Below are 19,215 nucleotides of genomic sequence, written 5' to 3'. Positions count from 1 at the left end.
TTAACCAATAACTTCTAAATAATCTTTGTTTCTGACTTTTGAAACTTTAGTTTTAAAATATAAAATTTCAGCGAAGAAACTGTCTTTGCTGTTTTTTTCAAAGTTTTTCAGGAGCTGATTATGCTTTTCTTTTTCAGAAAAATCTGATCCTGTTATATTATAATAAGAATTGTTCTGTTGTTTTCCGTAGAAAATTTTACCTATAAGATCAATTGCGTCCTGCCTTTGATTAATAGTTAAATTCTGTGCAGGGTTTTCTTTTACACAAATTTCATTCGAAGCCTCACAACTCTGATTTAAAATCCGGTTATAAAGCTCGTATAATTGTTTACAGCCTTCACTTTCGACTGTTCCGTTGGAAATTTGAGCCGAAATATTGCTGCAGATTATTACCAACAATACACTTAGGCAATACTTATGAAATTTTGCCATTGTCTGAGTTTAAAATGTTAATAAAATCCTCTTTGCTTGGCAAAACGGTAAAATATTTACTTGCAAAAATCTGTTCGTTATCTTCCGGTAAAGTATATTTTACCAAAGCTTCACTCTTATCCTGACAAAGAACAATCCCTATGGTTTTATTTTCACCTTCAAGGCGTTTTTCTCTGTCGTAATAGTTCACATACATCTGCATTTGCCCTATATCCTGATGTTTTAGTTCCCCTATTTTTAAATCAATTAAGACAAAACATCTCAAAATTCTGTTATAAAAAACCAAATCTATACGGAACTGCTTTTCATCGAAGGTTATTCTGTCCTGTCTTGCAACAAAAGTAAAACCATTTCCTAATTCCAAAAGAAAATGTTCTAATTTATCAATCAACTCAGATTCCAATTCGTTTTCAGAATAATGAGGTTTTTCAGATAAGCCTAAAAACTCCAAAATATAAGGATCTTTGATGAGATCTTTGGGTTTTTCTACAATTTGTCCTTTTTCAGCAAGCTGAAGAATTTCTTCTTTATTTTTACTTAAAGATAGTCTTGTATATAATGATGAATCGTACTGTCTTTGCAATTCTCTTAAGCTCCAGTTATTTTTATAACTTTCAATTTCATAAAATTTTCTTTCATTGGGGTCTTTTATTCTCATTAATTTTAAATAGTGAGACCATGAAAGATTAAAATTCAGAATTGATGCCTGTTGAATATTATTTACACTTCCAGATATCTTTGAAATTGCATCTGAAGAATTCGTCAACAGTGTTGACGAAATTTGTTCAGAATAAGTTTTATAGAAAAATCGCATTCTATCAAGATTTTCTACCGAGAATCCCTTTCCAAATCTATCTGTTAAATGTAAAGATAAATCCTTTAGAACAGTTTTACCATATTCCGCACGGCTTTTACCCTTTTGTTCATCTTCAACAATCATTCTTCCTATTTCGTAATAGGTAAGAACAATGGTTTGATTAACGGCAACAACAATCTTATTTCTGGCATTTTCCAATAATGCAGAAATATTATCTAAAAGTTGTTTTGTCGGTAAGTCAGACATCGTTTATTTTGAAACCGTTTCCCCTAAAAGCGTGCCCTGTGTATTGTCAAAAACAAAAACGTCCACAATGTCACCAATTTTCTGTCCTTCCAGTTTATCAAAAACGCAAACCGCATTCTGGGAATTTCTTCCTTTCCATTGGTTTTCATTCTTTTTGGAAGTTCCTTCAATTAAAATCTGATGAACTCTTCCTACGTAAGATTTCATTCTTTTTCTGGACAATTCTCCCTGTAAGGCAATGACTTCAGCCAAACGTCTCTGCTTCACATCTGCCGGAATATTGTCTTCCATTTTTTTGTGAGCAGGTGTTCCCGGTCTTTCTGAGTAGGCAAACATATAACCGTAGTCATATACCACTTCTCTCATCAGACTTAATGTATCCCGGTGATCTTCTTCAGTCTCATTGCAGAAACCAACGATCATATCCTGAGAAAACGCCACTTCCGGAACGATTTCTTTTGCTTTTCTAATCAAATCTAAATATTCCTCACGGGTGTGTTGTCTGTTCATTGCTTCCAGCATATTGTTGCTTCCGCTCTGAACCGGAAGATGAACATATTTACAGATATTGTCGTGCTTTGCCATCATTCTGAAAACATCCAGACTCATGTCCTGCGGATTTGAAGTTGAGAAACGAATTCTCATTTCGGGAACAGCTTTCGCCACCAAATCAAGCAATTGGGCAAAATTTACCGCAGTTGCTTTCTGCATTTCAGATGCTTTTGCGAAATCTTTTTTAGGACCTCCTCCATACCAAAGGTAAGAATCTACGTTTTGTCCCAACAAGGTAATTTCTTTATATCCGCTTTCCCAAAGGTTTTTACATTCATCCAGAATAGAATGCGGATCGCGGCTTCTTTCACGACCTCTCGTAAATGGAACGACACAGAACGTACACATATTGTCGCAACCTCTCGTAATCGTAACGTAGGCTGTAACGCCATTTCCGCCTAAACGAACAGGATTGATATCTGCATACGTTTCTTCTTTTGAAAGAATTACATTGATAGCATCTCTTCCGTCTTCGGTTTCTTTTAATAGATTGGGTAAATCTCTGTACGCATCGGGACCCACCACAAGATCAACCAACTGTTCTTCTTCTAAAAATTTGGTTTTCAGCCTTTCTGCCATACAACCCAGAACTCCGACAGTCATGTTCGGTTTTTCTTTTTTAAGATTTTTAAACTGAGAAAGGCGCATTCTTACCGTTTGCTCAGCTTTTTCACGGATGGAGCATGTATTTAAAAGAATCAGGTCTGCTTCTTCAACTTTAAGAGTGGTGTTATAGCCTTGTTCATTAAGAATGGATGCAACGATTTCAGAGTCAGAGAAATTCATCTGACAACCGTAGCTCTCTAAAAATAATTTTTTTGAGTTTCCGTCTTTTTCCGCAATAGCAAAAGCTTCTCCCTGTTTGGTTTCGTCTATATATTTTTCCTGCACGATAATCTTATTTAAGGTTTCAAATTTAACGTCCCGGGTTCTACACATACAGATTTGAACTCAAAACATTAAATTCTGAACTATTGAATTTGCAAAGATACAAAATATTGTGACAGAATGGCAGAAATTACTGAGTTTAAAAATCTCAGAAATTTTAGTCCTCATTAAATTTAATAGGCATCTTGAAAACCTGTTTTATGGGTACACCTTTGTAATAAGCCGGCTTCCAATAGGACTTTTTTGTATTAGATGCGCAATCTACCACCATTTCGTTGAATTTTTCAAGATTAGATTGATTCTCTATATAAAAAAAGCCCGCTTCTCCATTTGTATCTATATCAAAATTGATAATGAAAGAGTAGGTTCCGTTTGGTGTATAACCACGGTTATCGAAACATTTTGCGAAGTTTTCTCTAAACTTCATGATATCGCTCTCCTTTTCTTTGTGCATATAGACTGGTTTGGAAAAATCATTTTCGCTCATTACGTTATTGAATAACAAATCATCGTAAAAAAGGGCGCAAAACATGGCTGGAGTTTTATTTCCATTTACTTCCGCAACATTCCAGTTTTTCATTTGTGTTATAACCTTAAGCACTTTATCTTTCAGACATTTATTGTTTTCAACCGCTTTTACATCAGGATCTGCCACATACTTTACTTTATTATCAGGATATACAACAAATCGCATGAATAAAGCTTCCGTTTTTTCACATGGCTTCAAGTCTATTTTTCCGGCAACTTCCTTGATTTCCTTGTTGAAAGCCTCTCTTCCTCCTTCATAAAAAAGCTGACCTTTAGGATATTCATATAATACCTGAGCGTTAAAAACTAATGTAATAAACAGCCCAACTAAAACAAAAAATTTATTCATATCTAAAAAAATAACTGTTGTAAAATTAACAACAGCTAAAATAAGATTTTTATTAATTTTAAGGTGAAATATATTTAATCTCCGTGATCAAAATAATCCTATGTAAAATTAATACTGACTATTTTTTGTGATAGTTACAGATTTACCATTTCTAACTCGGGTTACAGTGCTTGTTTGTTTTCTTCATAACAAATCTTAATTATTTCTATGAACATTTCAGTGCTTTCAATTTTAGCTCTGTCTCCCGCAAAAACTTTTAAAATCTAAAAGAAAACATTACAAAATATTTTATCATCGACTACATATCAGACGACAGAGATGAGAAATTCATTTTTAATTTCATTTCAGATTTTACCGGTTTGCCATTGCACATTGCAGGCGTCCAATTGGTTTTTATTCTTCTTACAACATACTGCATATCATCAAAAAAAACTTCACTATTCATCACTTTCGGTTCGCCAACAACATCAATCACTTTTCCCATTGCATCTATAGTCAGTGTAAAAGTAAAATCTCCTGTTAAGGTATAAAAATCTGAATTTAGAAATGTATACATATATTTTCTCAAAATCTCTTTGTAAGCTGCAGCTCCGCCTTCGAAACTTGCAGGCTGAAAATCTGAACATCCTTTGACAGCAACCTGCATAAAAGGCTCTTTTATATCAATTTTCAGCAAATTCTTATTGTTTTCCATGATAAAAGAGTCGTCTCTTTCATCTAAAGTCTGAGAATAAGCAAGATTGGAAGCTATTAAAGCTAATAAAAATGTTAATGTTTTCATATCTATAATTTTTTGAACAAAATGAGTAATAATTTATAAAAGCTAATCATTAAAATTCATAGTAAAAATTAAGCCAAAAAAAGGAAACTCCACAGTTGATTGTGAAGTTTCCTAAGCTTTTGGTGATTTACGTTCTATAAAACTTCAATCTGATTTCTCAGTAAGTCTTCAAACTCGTCTCTTTTTCTGATTAAATGTGCTTTACCATCCAAAAATAAAACTTCCGCAGGCTTTAATCTGGAATTAAAATTGGAACTCATCTCAAAACCATAAGCTCCCGCAGTGTGGAAAGCCAGAATATCACCCTCTCTTACCTCATTCAGCTTTCTGTCCCATGCAAAAGTATCGGTTTCACAGATATTTCCTACAACAGTATAAATTCTTTCGGCTCCTTTAGGATTCGATAAATTTTCGATTTCATGGTAAGAATCATAAAACATAGGTCGGATCAGATGATTAAATCCTGAATTGACTCCCACGAAAACAGTAGCCGTAGTCTGCTTAATGACATTTGCTTTTACCAGAAGATACCCGCTTTTTCCAACTAAGAATTTTCCCGGTTCAAACCAAAGCTCAAACTTTCTTCCCATTGTTTTAGCATATTCCGAAAGCACCTTTTCCACTTTTTTGCCTAAAGTTTTCACATCCGTCTCCATTTCGCTGTCCTGATACGGAATTTTGAAACCGCTTCCCATATCAAGATATTTCAGGTTTGGAAAATGTTCTGCCAATTCGAGCATGATTTCTAATGCCTGAATAAAAACCTCCGGATCTTTAATCTCACTTCCGGTATGCATGTGAAGACCTTCTACATTCAGGTCGGTAGATTTCATTACTCTTTCGATATGACGCATTTGATGAATGGAAATACCAAATTTCGAATCAATGTGTCCTGTAGAAATTTTATGGTTTCCACCAGCATAGATATGCGGGTTGATTCTTACAAAAATCGGATACGAATTTCCGTATTTATTGCCGAACTGTTCAAGAATAGAAATATTGTCGATATTGATGTGAACACCATGCTGCATTGCTTCTTCAATTTCAGCTAAACCTACACAATTGGGTGTGAAAAGTATTTTTTCTTTTGTAAAACCTGCTTTTAAGCCCAGTTTCACTTCATTGATAGATACACAATCCAACGAAGCTCCTAAGTTTTTGATATACTTTAAGATATTGATGTTGGTTAAAGCTTTGGCAGCATAGAAAAATTTGGTGTGTTTTAAAAATGAGGAAGAAAGTGTTTCGTATTGAGCTTTTATTGATTCTGCGTCATATACATACAACGGGGTACCAAATTCATTGGCAATCTTAAGTAAATCTTTTGAATTCATAATTTCATTTTGGCATAAAAAACGGCAGATTCTTCGAAAAGAGTCTGCCGCAATGATTATTTTATGCAAGCTACTCTTTTAAATATTCCAAACCTTAGAGAACTTTACAGCTCCCTTTTTACCGGTTTTATTTTGTTTAAAATTTTGCATTGCTCTGTTTAATTTTCAGCAAAAATACTATTTCTTTTTTACATTGAGAAAATTGATCTAAAGAAGAACCCTTATTTTGGTAGCGGAAGTGTTTCAAAATCACGGCGAAGCAGAGCCAGTTGAAGGTCATTGATAAGATCTGTAGCAGGAACCGGCAAATCAATCTTCAGTTTTGAAATCTTACTCATCGTCTGAATTTGGGTAAAAAGTTCGTAGAAACCATACGAAACAGGTTTTCCTTTTTCTATAATGATAAATATTCTTTCACCAAGTTTTCTGCCTGTTCCAAGCCAAAGTTCATCTTTTTTTCTGAAATCAATTTTTGTTTTAAGATTTTCAGGATTATTAAATTCTTCAATGAGATTAATAAACTGTATTGCTTTTGTACCCTGTGTAAATGCTTTGAACTTGAGAATCGGCTTCTCGGTTTTGTTTAAATTATTTTTTTCTACAATGTATTTTTGATTTCTATAATATAGTCCGAATGGAAGTATCTCTCTTTTTTTAATCCCTTTCGAATTTAAAATCATTTTAGCAATAATATCTGAACCTGTAAGTTCAAAATGAATCTGCTCTGTATCGTTCTGGATTTTTTCCCATTTTTTAGATTTTGAATTGAACAGTTTTTTAGAAAATTTATTAATGTCCTGCACATAATCCGAAAAAATAATTTTCCCGTCCCAATTCTGAAAGTAAACAAATCCTTTTTCGTTGGGCAAATCCTGAGTTAACTCTTTGATCTTGTTGATATAATTCTTAGCATTGCTCTCTTCGTGCTGTTTCTGGATAATTTCATTCTCAGTATCCTTAGAGATTAAAAGTTTGAATAATTCTAAAGTCGCTCTTGCATCACCCTCCGCTCGGTGAGCGTTAGAAAGCGGAATTCCAAGAGATTTTACCAATTTTTGAAGAGAATAACTTACTTCATCAGGAATTAGTTTCTTAGCCAGAGGAATAGTATCTAAAGTATTGATTTTGAAATCATATCCTAGCCTGCTGAATGATTGGCGAAGCATCCTGTAATCAAAATCTATATTATGACCTACCAGTGTGGTATTTTGTGTGATTTCCACGACTCTTTTTGCCAATTCGTGAAATTTAGGAGCTGTTTTTACCATTTTGTGGGTAATCCCTGTAAGTTTTTGCACAAAAGGAGTAATATCGCTTTCGGGATTTACCAATGAGATAAACTGGTCTACAATTTTCTGACCATCATACCGATAGATGGCAATATCTATAATGCATTCTTTTCTAAAACCTGCACCATTACTTTCTATATCTATAATTGAATACATTTATTTCTAATTACTTTACAAATTGGGCAAATCAAAAACCAAACCCTTTGACTTTCGATTGTTAAAATGCAATTCTGCTAAAATAATAAAATTCCCCGAAAACTTGTAACTACCTTCTTTTCCTTCCTCCCAAACCAAGCATTCCTAAAATCGCTTTCGCACCTTCGCGCATCAAAGTGTTGGCAAAAGTTCTTCCTGCGCTGCTTTTCATTACTTGTTCAAACATTCCCGGTTCTTCTTTTACAGGTTTTGTTTTTTGTGCTGATGCAGAATTTTCTACAGCCTGTTCCATTCTTTTTGCCAAAATTTCGTAAGCTGATTCACGGTCGACCGCTTTTTCATATTTAGACACCAAATATGATTTCGAAGTTAAATCTGAAATTTCAGCATCATTCAAAACATCCATTCTGGATTCGGGAGAAATCAGAAAAGTATGAACCAAAGGTGTAGGAATTCCTTTTTCATCCAAGGCAGTAACAAAAGCTTCCCCAATTCCTAAATTCTGAATGAGTTCTGAAGCATTATAAAATTCTGTCGTGGGATAGTTTTCGACTGCTTTTGAAATTTCTTTTTTGTCTTTTGCGGTAAAACCTCTTAACGCATGCTGAATTTTTAACCCTAATTGTGAAAGTACATTTTCCGGTACATCTCCCGGAATCTGGGTAATAAAATATATTCCGACTCCTTTGGAACGGATCAGCTTTACCATAGTTTCAATTTGTGAAACCAAAGCTTTGGAAGATTCATCAAAAATTAAATGTGCCTCATCAATAAACAGCACCAGTTTCGGTTTTCCGCTATCTCCTTCCTCTGGAAAAGTCATATAAATTTCTGCGAAAAGTGAAAGCATAAAAGTAGAGAACAACTGTGGCTTATTCTGAATATCCGCCACTCTTAAAATATTGACAACTCCTTTTCCGTCTCGTGTTTCAAGCAAATCATGTACGTCAAAGCTCAATTCACCAAAAAAATCTGAAGCACCCTGTTGCTCTAAAGCAACAATAGACCTGAGAATGGCTCCCAAAGAAGCAGAAGCAATAGAACCATAATTTACAGATAATTCTGCTTTTCCCTGCGGATTATCAGTCACAAATTGTAAAACTTTCTTTAGGTCATTCAAATCAATTAATGGCAAGCCTTTGTCATCGCAATACTTGAATACAATAGACATGATGCTTTGCTGTGTATCATTCAGTTGTAAAATTTTGCTTAATAAAACAGGACCGAATTCTGTAACCGTTGCCCTCAGTTTTACACCTTTTTCGCCTGAAATACTCATCAGCTCAACAGGGAAAGCCTGCGGATTGTAAGGCAGCTGAGTTTTTGCATAGCGTTCTTCAATGATTGAATTCATTTTTCCTTCTGCAGCAATTCCAGAAAAATCGCCTTTAATATCTAAAACTAAGGAAGGAATTCCGGCATGAGAAAGCTGTTCGGTAAAAACCTGAAGCGTTTTGGTTTTTCCTGTTCCCGTTGCACCGGCAATCAGCCCATGACGGTTGATCGTTTTTAAAGGGATGGTTACATTCACTTCGGTTACAACTTCTCCATCAAGCATTCCTTTTCCTAAAATAATATGGTCGCCTTTTGGGGTGTATCTTTTTGAAAGTTCGTTAATAAATTTTGTTTTGTCTGACATTTGAATTTTTTTAATTTTTAAAGATAAAATTTTTTGAGAATATTATTCTTTTATATTTGATCAGCATTGTTAAAAAAGATGATAAAAAACATAAAAATCGGCGAAACATACGCTTACTGTTGATAATCAGCAATTTCGAATCATATTTTAATCGGAATTTTCATTATTGACAGAAACTATTAATGATGATACTTTATAGCTTACAATAAATTCCGTACTTTGTATTAAAATTTGCTTAAAATAAGTCCAATGAAAATTGAACAAATATATACAGGCTGTCTTGCCCAAGGTGCATACTATATTGTATCTGAAAATGAAGCAGCAATTATAGATCCATTGAGAGAGGTGAAACCTTATCTGGATCGATTAGAAAAAGATAATGTCACTTTAAAATATATTTTTGAAACTCATTTCCATGCAGATTTTGTCTCGGGACATTTGGATTTAAGCAAAAAAACAAATGCTTCTATCGTATACGGTCCTACTGCTCAACCTGAGTTTGAAGCAATTATTGCTGAGGACGAACAGATTTTTGAAATTGGAAAAATAAAAATAAAGGTGCTTCACACCCCCGGTCATACGATGGAAAGTACCACTTACCTGCTTATTGACGAAAGCGGAACAGAAACGGCCATTTTCACTGGCGATACTTTATTTTTAGGTGATGTCGGAAGACCGGATCTGGCTCAGAAAGCAACCAATCTCACACAGGAAGATCTTGCCGGAATTTTGTACGACAGTTTGCAGGCTAAAATCATTCCTTTAGATGATAGTATTACTGTTTATCCGGCACATGGAGCAGGATCTGCGTGTGGAAAAAATATGCAGAAAGAAACTGTTGATCTTTTGGGAAATCAGAAAAAAACGAACTATGCACTCAATCAGCCTGATAAAGAATCTTTTGTGAGAGAAGTGCTGGACGGATTAACTGCTCCACCAAAATATTTCGGAATGAATGTAGCTCTCAATAAAGGTGGTTATGAAAGTTTGGAAGTTGTGATGAATAAAGGTCTTACCCCCATTTCCGTTGAAGACTTTGAAAGTTTTGCAGAAGAAACGGGCGCATTAGTTTTAGATACCCGAAATCCAGGAGATTTTCATAAAGGTTTTATTCCGAACTCAATTAATATCGGACTAAAAGGAGATTTCGCACCTTGGGTAGGAACACTGATAGTAGATGTTCAGCAGCCTATCATATTGGTTTCTGATCAAGGTACTGAAGAAGAAGTAATCACGAGATTGAGCCGTGTTGGTTTTGACAATGTTTTGGGATATCTGAAAGGAGGTTTTGATGCATGGAAAAATTCCAATAAAGAAACTGATGAAGTGAAGAGAATTTCTCCTGCTGAATTTGCTGAGCTTTTTACTGCAAACTCAAAAGTGATTGACGTAAGAAAAATATCAGAATATTCTTCAGAGCATATTGAGAATGCTTACAACAGGCCTTTAGATATCATCAGCGAATGGGTTTCTACCATTGATGATTCTGAACATTTCTTTTTACACTGTGCAGGAGGTTACCGCAGCATGATTGCTGCGAGCATACTTAACTCACACGGAATCAGAAATTTCACTGAAATAGAAGGTGGTTTTAACGGAATTAAAAAAACAGAAAAACTTCCGGTTTCAGATTTTGTTTGTCAGTCTAAAGTTCTTTAAATTTGATCTAAATGTCTAAAAAATTTCAGGAAGTTATTAATTCGGAGCGTCCGGTTCTTATTGATTTTTTTGCAACCTGGTGTCAGCCTTGTAAAGTACAGTCTTCTGTTTTAACAAAAGTAAAAGAGAATGTAGGAGAATCTGCAAGAATTATGATGCTGGATGTAGACCAATATCCAGATATTGCGGCTCAGGTAGGCGTAAGAGGAGTTCCGACTCTGGCTGTTTTTAAAAATGGTGAATTGCTGTACAAGCAAAGCGGAGTACACGATGTCAATACACTGACTGATCTTTTAAAGCAGTTTTCGGAATCAATTTAGCCTTACTATAAAAAGCAAAAAGCATCCATTTTCGGATGCTTTTATTTTTATGTATAAATTCGAATCTTATTTTTCCCAAACCAATGCACTTGCTCCTAAAATTGCAGCATCCGCCTCATCAAGTTCGCTAAAGACAAGTTTCACTTTATTTCTAAAGATAGGAAGAAGATTTCTTTCCATGTGGAGCTTTGCAGGCTTTAATATAAAATCTCCTGCTTTAATAACGCCTCCGAACAGAAGTATTGCCTGTGGTGAAGAAAACATGACAAAATTTGCCAAAGCTTCCCCTAATTTCTGACCTGTATATCTGAAAACTTCAATGGCTACAGCGTCTCCTTTTTCTGCACATTCATAAACTGTTTTAGAATTGATGGCATCTTCAGGATACTGATTGAGCATAGAATCCGGAAACTCTGCTCTCATTTTTTTAGCTGTAATAGCAATTCCCGTTGCAGAAGCATACGCTTCAAGGCTACCTTCAGAACCTGTGCTCCAATGCTTTCTTCCTCCAGGTTTTACAATTGTATGACCCAATTCTCCGGCAAAACCATCATGTCCGTAAATAAGATGCCCCCCCGAAACAATTCCGCTTCCTACGCCGGTTCCTAAAGTTATCATAATAAAATCTCTCATTCCTCGGGCGGCTCCGTACATCATTTCTCCCAAAGCAGCAGCATTAGCATCATTGGTCATTTTACAAGGACTTCCAAATTTGGCGGACATTAAATCAGCAAACTCTATCACTCCTTTCCATGGAAGATTGGGAGCCTGCTCTATTGTTCCCGTATAATAGTTTGCATTCGGCGCGCCTACTCCGATACCTTCCATTATCTTTCCGTCACAATGTTTATCTATTAACGGCTTAATGGTTTCGTGCAAAGCATCTACAAAAGCTTCTGCTGTCTCATATTGATCAGTAGAAATAGAACCTTTAACTATAATTTCACCTCTGTGATTAACCAATCCGAACTTGGTATTGGTACCACCAATATCTATCCCTAATGCAACCTGTTTTGACAAATCTATTACTGACATTTTTATTATTGTATAATTTAGAAGCAATAAATTTATAAAAAAGATTGATTTAATCTTTAGTAATGAGAATAATTCTTTAGTTTTTGAATGATATGACAGCTTTTTTCTGCTTTTTGCGCCTACCCCACCAAATCAGAAAATCCGCTGGCAAAGTCTGTGACTTTACGCTAATCTATTTTTCGTAATTATTGTATTTCCAAAGTTCATTTGTTTTACTATCTGCTAATTCTATTGTCTTTTATGGTATAGCTTTCACTTTTTTTATTTTTTATTGTTGCTCAAAGTCGGAAGACTTTGCGTAGCGGGGTTTTTAATTATACAAAAAAATAAAACACGTCAAGTTTTGTCGCTTGTAGCATTTAGCTTTGCCTCAGAAACGTTTCCAAAAAGAATTATTAATTATTAAAACAACACTTATGGAAAATTTTGATGATGAATTTGGAGATTTATCACAATACAAAATACTCTCTTTTGAAGAAGTGAGTAAAGGGTTTGTTGAGAATAAGAATGCTTTTGAAAATACTATAATTGATAGGGATAACTCTCCAGAGTTTAGGAGTAAATTCCACGATTATAAAAATACGCCTTTAGGTTATTCTTATCTCACAGATGACCCTGTATCTGTTTTTCCTTCTACTGGTGTAGATGAAAAAGGAAAAAAAGGGTACGAATACAGGGCAGAAGTACTGCCATGTGAAAATGGTTCAGAAGTATTAGGAAGCTACAATTCCAATAAAAGAGAGCCTCAAAGTTTATTCTTATTCTATGAGAAGCCTAATCCTAACAAGTCTAACTTTGCAGGAGATTTCTATATTGCCAAGATGGGAGATTATTTTCTAACTCTTTTTAAAAGATTTCCTGAGCCATTACCATCCAACATAGGAGGGAAATTTTTTAAAAATATTACCTCTATGGAAGATGAAGCTGCATATCTAGCACAGTTAGCTTATACTTATGAGGGAGATAAGATTAATGCTACTCTTGTTCGTGATGCATTGATGAGAGAATATCAGTTTTATACTGGTGATAGAAGATTTGAAGAAATTATAGGTAATATTACTTCCATTCCTGCTGATGCTATTGGATGGTGTGCGAAACAATTAGAAGGCTTTAAACCCACAGAGAAAAATTACAATCCTAGTTCTAAAGACTATTCCCCATTGATTCCTGTTTTTGCAGGGGTTGCTGTTCCTGTAAATATAAATAAGGCAGCCAATTTTTTTGAAAATTTAGGAAATAACCCTTTTGTACAGGGTGTAGAAACAGCTTTTAGCCAAGTTTGGGAATTAGTAACGCAATCAGCCAGTAAAGTTAAAGATGCTTCCATTGAACATTTACCTGATTCTTTTAAAAATTTGATAAACAGAATTACGGGAGTTATCAATACTATCAAAACCTTTCTATCAGAAATTAAAGATGTAGTTACTAATTTGGCAGAGAAAGGAATTGAATTTTTGAAAATCCTCAATGCTTTTAACTGTGGAGTGATGAATGGTTTAGTAGGTTTGGTGCAATGTATTTTGTATATTTTGGAGTTTCTTTCACAGCCTACCACTACATTTTCTTATCAGCAGTATTTGGAAAGAAGAGACCTTTTGGAAAAAGCAGAAGATGTTTTGGATTGGGTACATGAAAATGTGCCTAAGTTCTTGCAAGGCATAAAAGACCTCTTTACAGGAAGTAGTAATTTATCTTCTTCTGATATGGAAGCTGTTTTGGATAAGATGAAAGAATATTGGGATAAGGCTTCTCGTTATACAATAGCATTTTATGTTGGTGTATTTGCTTTTGAAGTATTGATAAATATATTGCTTCTTATCTTTACAGCAGGAGAAGGCAATGTAGTAAAAGGAGCTACTTATGTACAAAAAGCAGTAAGTCTGCTAAAGGTTTTGGCAAGAGAAAGTATATCTGTGGCAACTTTAGGAATTACAGATTTATTGGCTTTCCTTTCAAAATTTATGGTTAGATTTGGTAAGGCTTGTGCAAAAGGTTTCAAAGGATTTATTAAATTTATTGAGGAACTTTTCACAGGAGCTAAAAATGGGACTAAAGCAGAAGATTTTGCAGAAGAAGCGAAGGATATAGAGGAGGTAGTTTTAAGAGGAAAAAAAGTGGCAGAAGGAGCGGGAGCGAGTGGTTATCGAAAATTATCTAGAGTTTATGATGATATAGGCAAACTAAAAAACGTAAAAAGAGTTGAAAACGAAATCCGTTCTTTGGAATATGAAGCAGCGAAAATTTTTGATGATAAAGGCAATGAGCTTTCTGGTTTAATAACTCAAAAGCAATTAGATAATGTGGAGTTTTCTAAAAATGTAATGAGAGATGCAGAAGATTTGGCAGGTAAAGGAAACTTGATAATTACTCATAACCATCCTAAGAGTTCATCTATAAGTTATGTGGATATAGAAATGTTTATAGCAAATGATTTAAAAGAATTAAGAGCTGTAACTAGAGAACAAAAAGCATTTTGCTTGCAAAAAAAAGGAAAATTACCCTCTTGGGAGGAATATGAAAAAATTATACAACCTGCTGCTTTTGCAAGATATAATCAAAAAAATGCACAATTGATAAATACGATGAGAAAGATAACCAATAAAGAATCTCTATCATTTATTAATGCTAATAACAAGCTGAAACAATTGTATGCAGATGAATTGCTCTACCAATTAAGAGATGTTATAAAATATACACGATATCAATAAAATTTAAAATATTATGAATAAAAACACATTGCCATTAGAAGAATTATACACTGGTTATATTTTTGATATGGATGACAGCCTTACAATAGACGAAATATTTGAAAGACAAAATAACCAAAGAAAAAGGAGTGAAAAATTAAATGCAATTAAACAATTTCTTAAAGAATGTACATTAGAAGATTTTGTTTATGTAATCATTAGAATATTTAAAGATAAAACTCCTGTGATAACAAATTTGGATGAATTGCTTATTGGTGATTTTTCTTTTAAATATGAATTACAATTGCCCCTAAAAGAGCAATCAATAGTTGAAAGTATGTATGTGAAGTATATAAAATTAAATAATCATATTCTATATGAAAATCTTCAATTTAATTTTAAATCAAATCATTCAATGCCATTATTGATACAAAGTGTAACAGACTGTTTAAAGGATAAAAATATATCAATTTCAGGTAATGAAATATCTGTTGATAATTGTCCTATTTCAAAAATTAAAATTACTTCAGAAAATATTCAAATAATAATGAATCCTAATAAAGCAACTAAATATAGCTGATAAAAAATAAACCACTTTTGAAGTATAGTAGAAAGTGGTTTTTATTTTCTAAGCCTGCGCAAAAGGCTTCAAGGGATTTCTAAAATTTATAGAAGAACTATTGCAAGGAGCTAAAAATGGAGCTAAAGCAGAGGATTTGGCAGAAGAGGCTCAGGATATTGAAGAAGTAATTGTAAAAGGGAAGAAATTTCAAAAAGGAGGGGGAGATGCAACCAAATCATTTGCAGAAAATGCAGGGATAAAAATAGAGAGATGGATAAGTGAAACCAAAATTTTTGGACAATCAACTGACCATACTTGTGCTGCAACTTCTTTGAGAATGATATTGCACGATAAAGGAATTTTAAAGTTAGAAGATGAATTAGCAAGAGCATTAAAAACAGATGCGAATGGTGCTTCAATTTTAGATATACCTGATGCTTTGTATTTTAAAAGGTTAGAAGATGAAGTAACAGCTATTTCTGAAAGTAAAATTGCATTACCTAAATTATTGGAAAAATTACAAGATGGGGATAAGGCAATCATAAGCATTGGAACAAGAGAATTTGGTAGCCATGCAGTAGTATTGGAAAAAGTAGAAAATGGGAAAGTATTTTTGCGAGACCCTTTGCCTATGAATCAGGGAACTTCTTATTCTATGAAAATGGAAGATTTTAAAGAAATATTTAAACAAAAAGCAGTAATTATAAAAAAGTAATGTGATGACAGAACAAGGAAATATACAATATAATGTAAAAGGAGAAAAGCCTTTGAAAGAATATGAAATTATTCGAGTAAGAAATATTAACAATGCCAAAGAGGTATTGGATAATTTTAAAAATGCAGTTTTAGCATTCTTAAAAAATAAAAACCTTCATTATGAAGACCCTAAATGGGAGAAACTCTTACCACAAGGGATTGTATCTAAAGTAAAGCAATTAGATGATGATAATTTCAAGTATGATGAGATTTTAGTTGATATAGATATGTCTATTTATAATTTCCAAGAAATTAAAAAGTGGGAATGGTACAGTTCAATAGAAGTAGAAAAAGGCTTTGACATTATTGTAAAAGGATATTTTAATGCTCCACAATTCATCAGTTTTATTCATTGTCAAAATGTACCTTTAGACAATATTAGGATAATAGATGTTGATAAAAATAAAATTTATGAACTCAAAACTTTTAAAGATTATACAACCTATAAGATTTTGAGGTAATTTTACAAAAAAATAAAACCCACTTCCGAAATAAAGAAGTGGGTTATTTAATCATAATTTATATAATAACAGCAAACTATGAAATATATACTTTTTTTAATTCTCACTTTTGTAGGGAATATTAAATTATTTTCTCAAAACAAGCAGATTATAGAAAAAGATATAAAGGAGATTACCAATTATTTAAAAGATGACAATTTAATTTCATTTTTTAAAAAACATCAAAGTTATAGACAATTACTGGATGAATATCTGAAAAATGGAGACACATTGCGCTATAAGAGAATGTCTGATAGTTCAGACTATAAATACAATAGTGCAATGTATGGTGATAATATCATAAGAAATTTTCTTAATTGTAAAAAAACATTTACGGTTGACGATACAAAAGTAAAGATTGACTGGGAAGATTCTTTTGTGAAAGAAATTTTCATTGAAGAGAACAGAATCTCAATTGATGAAAATAATCCAAATCAAGAAATGTTTGTTCCAGTAAAGGTTTTGATCTCCAATGCAAAAGGCAATAAATTGATAGTTAATATTAGCTTAATTTATGCAAAATCAGGAAATTTAATCTCTTTTAGAATATTAGAAGACATATATATAGGGTTCTCTTCCATAAAAGAATATGTCAAATCTGAGAATGAAAAAAAAGAAAAATTACTAACAGATGCCCTTCAAAATGGAGGCAGAAGCCGCCTAAAAAGAATAGATAATTATCAATCTGACCCAAGCAAGCAATACCAAAAAAAGTATATATCAGAAAATAGCAATATTTATAAACTAATTTTCACTTTTGAGACAAATGATAATACTACATTACTAAAGCTTGTAGAGAGAATTACAAACGGAAATCTAAAACATCATAAATCATTTGGAGAATGGGAAAGCTGGACAGGAATTATTACCTTTAATCCATATGGCAGTAAAACCAATTGGTATATGTATGAGTATGAGCAAAAAATAAAATGCTTCTCCATTGATGCCTATATTACAAATATAGATAAAATGGAAATAATTACCTTTAGTGAAATTAAAAACGATGAAAGGTAGATCCGTTATCTAAATATTTAATAAAACCACTTTTGAAGTACAGTAGAAGTGGTTTTTATTTTCTAAGCCTGCGCAAAAGGCTTCAAGGGATTTCTAAAATTTATAGAAGAACTGTTGCAAGGAGCTAAAAATGGAACAAAGGCTGAGGATTTAGGCATGACTGCTCAGGAAATTTAAAACGTTGTTTTAACAGCTAAGCCTAAAAATCTTTCTAAAATAGACAAAGAAATTGAAGAAATTTATAGAAAACAATTATTAGGAAATGGCGGAGGAAAAAGATTTACAAGAAAGAGGCTTCAAAAAATGGTAAAATTAATAGAAGAAAAATATGCAGATATTGGTCTTAAAGTAGAAATTGTAACCAAAAGAAGCCACCCACCTCTGCGCAAAGTCTGTGACTTTGAGCAGAGGGTTTAATCTTTAGTAATCGAAATAATTCTTTATTTTTTGAATGATATGACAGCTTTCTTCTGCTTCTTCCTCCTACCCCACCAAATTAGAAAACCTGTAACAGGCAAAGATGCGCACATAAGACTTACAATAAATGCGATAATCTTAGTCGGAAGACCTAAAATAGAACCTACGTGAACATCGTAATTGGCAGCAACTGCTTTTTCACCCATATTCTTGTCTTCGTGATCATGTGTATGAAGCAGCTCACCTGAGTTTTCATCAAAAATAAGACTGCTGTTTTTATGATAAGAGTAGGAAAGATGCTTTACAAAAACTGAAAAATTAGGATGCTCATGGTCGTCCATATGCTCGTGTCCCAAATCAATAGAATATCCGTAAGAATCAGGGTATTTTCGCTCTACTGTTGCCATTACTTTGTCTAAAGTAGTTTCGTTGCGCATTTCAACAGGTGCTTTTGTTGTAATATGAGAGAAGTCCGGATAAACAGTATTTCCGCCGGAAAAAACTACATATATCATCGTCTGAACGACAAAGAAAGCATAAAAAAGTCCCGTAATTGCAAAAATCAACCCAAAAACAGAAGTATAAAAACCTAAAACATTGTGTAAATCGTAATTTTTTCTTTTCCAGCTTTTAACATTTTTCCAGTTAAACGAAAATCTTTGCTTGCGGGCGGCTCTGTTTTTTGGCCACCACAAAATAATTCCTGAAATCAGCATGATAACAAAAATAATAACCGGTATCCCAACAACATATTTTCCCCAATCCTGCTTTAATAAAAAGCTCCAGTGAATCATTTTTACAATCTGGAAGAAACCGTTTTTCTCATCATAAACCCGAAGAACATCTCCTGTAAATGGGTTTACGTAGGCAACTTTATATATGGGAAACTCATCAAAATAATTCCATGTCCCTTCTGTATCATGCTCATACCAGTAAAACTGATAAGACATTTTTTTATCAATCGGAACATTTACCCAATGAATCTTGTATTTTTCCGGAACCTGAGTTTCTACGGCTTTTTCTAGAACACGAATGGGGAGAGTCTGCTTTTGCTCAACATTTTTCTCATTGTGATAGACAACATCTTTACGGGTATAGTTTTCTATTTCATCTTTAAAGACGTATAAAGCTCCTGTCACCGAAACAACAAATATAATAAGCCCGATAGAAAGCCCGAACCAGAGGTGCAGTTTTCCTGTCCATTTTTTGAAAAGCGTCGGCTTCTTTTTTTTATGATGATGTTTTTTTCTCATT

17 protein-coding genes are annotated in these 19,215 nt (G+C 33.5%); 7 read left to right on the top strand and 10 right to left on the bottom strand.

What is annotated here, in order from left to right:
• The 8 genes from FOL89_RS03080 to FOL89_RS03045 form a co-directional block, all read right to left on the bottom strand.
• On the bottom strand, positions 1–432 hold the full coding sequence (locus FOL89_RS03080) for a hypothetical protein (protein ID WP_144281381.1): 432 nt from the start codon (positions 430–432) through the stop codon (positions 1–3).
• Entirely contained in the window at positions 416–1,495 is a 1,080-nt protein-coding gene (locus FOL89_RS03075; RefSeq protein WP_144281380.1) for a PDDEXK nuclease domain-containing protein, read from the bottom strand. Before FOL89_RS03075 ends, FOL89_RS03080 begins: the two co-directional genes overlap by 17 nt.
• Positions 1,496–1,498: 3 nt before the next feature.
• The gene (gene miaB / locus FOL89_RS03070) at positions 1,499–2,938 is read right to left on the bottom strand and encodes a tRNA (N6-isopentenyl adenosine(37)-C2)-methylthiotransferase MiaB (protein WP_144281379.1); all 1,440 of its coding nucleotides are present in this window, start codon (positions 2,936–2,938) and stop codon (positions 1,499–1,501) included.
• Positions 2,939–3,092: 154 nt separating this feature from the next.
• Positions 3,093–3,812 carry a hypothetical protein gene (locus FOL89_RS03065; protein WP_144281378.1) on the bottom strand — a complete coding sequence of 240 codons (720 nt, stop codon included), beginning with the start codon at positions 3,810–3,812 and terminating at the stop codon, positions 3,093–3,095.
• Positions 3,813–4,110: 298 nt separating this feature from the next.
• Positions 4,111–4,593 (bottom strand): hypothetical protein, encoded by a 483-nt coding sequence (locus tag FOL89_RS03060; protein WP_144281377.1) that lies wholly within the window; start codon positions 4,591–4,593, stop codon positions 4,111–4,113.
• Between the two features lie 134 nt (positions 4,594–4,727).
• On the bottom strand, positions 4,728–5,927 hold the full coding sequence (lysA, locus tag FOL89_RS03055; RefSeq protein ID WP_185146897.1) for a diaminopimelate decarboxylase: 1,200 nt from the start codon (positions 5,925–5,927) through the stop codon (positions 4,728–4,730).
• Between the two features lie 221 nt (positions 5,928–6,148).
• Positions 6,149–7,372: a 3'-5' exonuclease gene (locus FOL89_RS03050; protein ID WP_144281376.1), complete on the bottom strand. Its 1,224-nt coding sequence runs from the start codon at positions 7,370–7,372 to the stop codon at positions 6,149–6,151.
• Positions 7,373–7,481: 109 nt separating this feature from the next.
• Positions 7,482–9,011: a helicase HerA-like domain-containing protein gene (locus tag FOL89_RS03045; RefSeq protein WP_144281375.1), complete on the bottom strand. Its 1,530-nt coding sequence runs from the start codon at positions 9,009–9,011 to the stop codon at positions 7,482–7,484.
• A 249-nt stretch (positions 9,012–9,260) separates the two neighbouring features.
• Here FOL89_RS03045 and FOL89_RS03040 point away from each other — a divergent pair, with 249 nt between their 5' ends.
• Positions 9,261–10,670, top strand: coding sequence for an MBL fold metallo-hydrolase (locus tag FOL89_RS03040; RefSeq protein WP_144281374.1), 1,410 nt, complete (start codon positions 9,261–9,263; stop codon positions 10,668–10,670).
• 11 nt (positions 10,671–10,681) lie between these two features.
• Positions 10,682–10,990 carry a thioredoxin family protein gene (locus FOL89_RS03035; RefSeq protein WP_143883126.1) on the top strand — a complete coding sequence of 103 codons (309 nt, stop codon included), beginning with the start codon at positions 10,682–10,684 and terminating at the stop codon, positions 10,988–10,990.
• 66 nt (positions 10,991–11,056) lie between these two features.
• Here FOL89_RS03035 and FOL89_RS03030 read toward each other — a convergent pair whose 3' ends face one another.
• Entirely contained in the window at positions 11,057–12,025 is a 969-nt protein-coding gene (locus tag FOL89_RS03030; RefSeq protein WP_144281373.1) for an ROK family protein, read from the bottom strand.
• Positions 12,026–12,441: 416 nt separating this feature from the next.
• On the opposite strand from FOL89_RS03030, the gene FOL89_RS03025 reads away from it, so the two are divergent.
• The 5 genes from FOL89_RS03025 to FOL89_RS03005 all read left to right on the top strand — a co-directional run bounded on the left by FOL89_RS03025 (position 12,442) and on the right by FOL89_RS03005 (position 17,544).
• The gene (locus FOL89_RS03025; protein ID WP_144281372.1) at positions 12,442–14,733 is read left to right on the top strand and encodes a hypothetical protein; all 2,292 of its coding nucleotides are present in this window, start codon (positions 12,442–12,444) and stop codon (positions 14,731–14,733) included.
• A gap of 13 nt (positions 14,734–14,746) precedes the next feature.
• Complete coding sequence (locus FOL89_RS03020) at positions 14,747–15,292, top strand: hypothetical protein (RefSeq protein WP_144281371.1); 546 nt, start codon at positions 14,747–14,749, stop codon at positions 15,290–15,292.
• A 100-nt stretch (positions 15,293–15,392) separates the two neighbouring features.
• Positions 15,393–15,989 (top strand): cysteine peptidase family C39 domain-containing protein, encoded by a 597-nt coding sequence (locus FOL89_RS03015; protein ID WP_185146896.1) that lies wholly within the window; start codon positions 15,393–15,395, stop codon positions 15,987–15,989.
• 4 nt (positions 15,990–15,993) lie between these two features.
• Complete coding sequence (locus FOL89_RS03010; protein WP_144281369.1) at positions 15,994–16,491, top strand: hypothetical protein; 498 nt, start codon at positions 15,994–15,996, stop codon at positions 16,489–16,491.
• A gap of 78 nt (positions 16,492–16,569) precedes the next feature.
• Entirely contained in the window at positions 16,570–17,544 is a 975-nt protein-coding gene (locus tag FOL89_RS03005) for a hypothetical protein (protein ID WP_144281368.1), read from the top strand.
• Between the two features lie 440 nt (positions 17,545–17,984).
• On the opposite strand, the gene FOL89_RS03000 is transcribed toward FOL89_RS03005, so the two are convergent.
• Positions 17,985–19,214 carry a PepSY-associated TM helix domain-containing protein gene (locus FOL89_RS03000; protein WP_144281367.1) on the bottom strand — a complete coding sequence of 410 codons (1,230 nt, stop codon included), beginning with the start codon at positions 19,212–19,214 and terminating at the stop codon, positions 17,985–17,987.
• Between the last annotated feature and the right edge of the window lies 1 nt (position 19,215).

The sequence above is a fragment of the Chryseobacterium echinoideorum genome, assembly GCF_007474535.1.
Classification (GTDB): Bacteria; Bacteroidota; Bacteroidia; order Flavobacteriales; family Weeksellaceae; genus Chryseobacterium; species Chryseobacterium echinoideorum.
The sequence above is the reverse complement of the archived record's forward strand: the minus strand, read 5'-3'. Positions and strand labels throughout refer to the sequence as shown.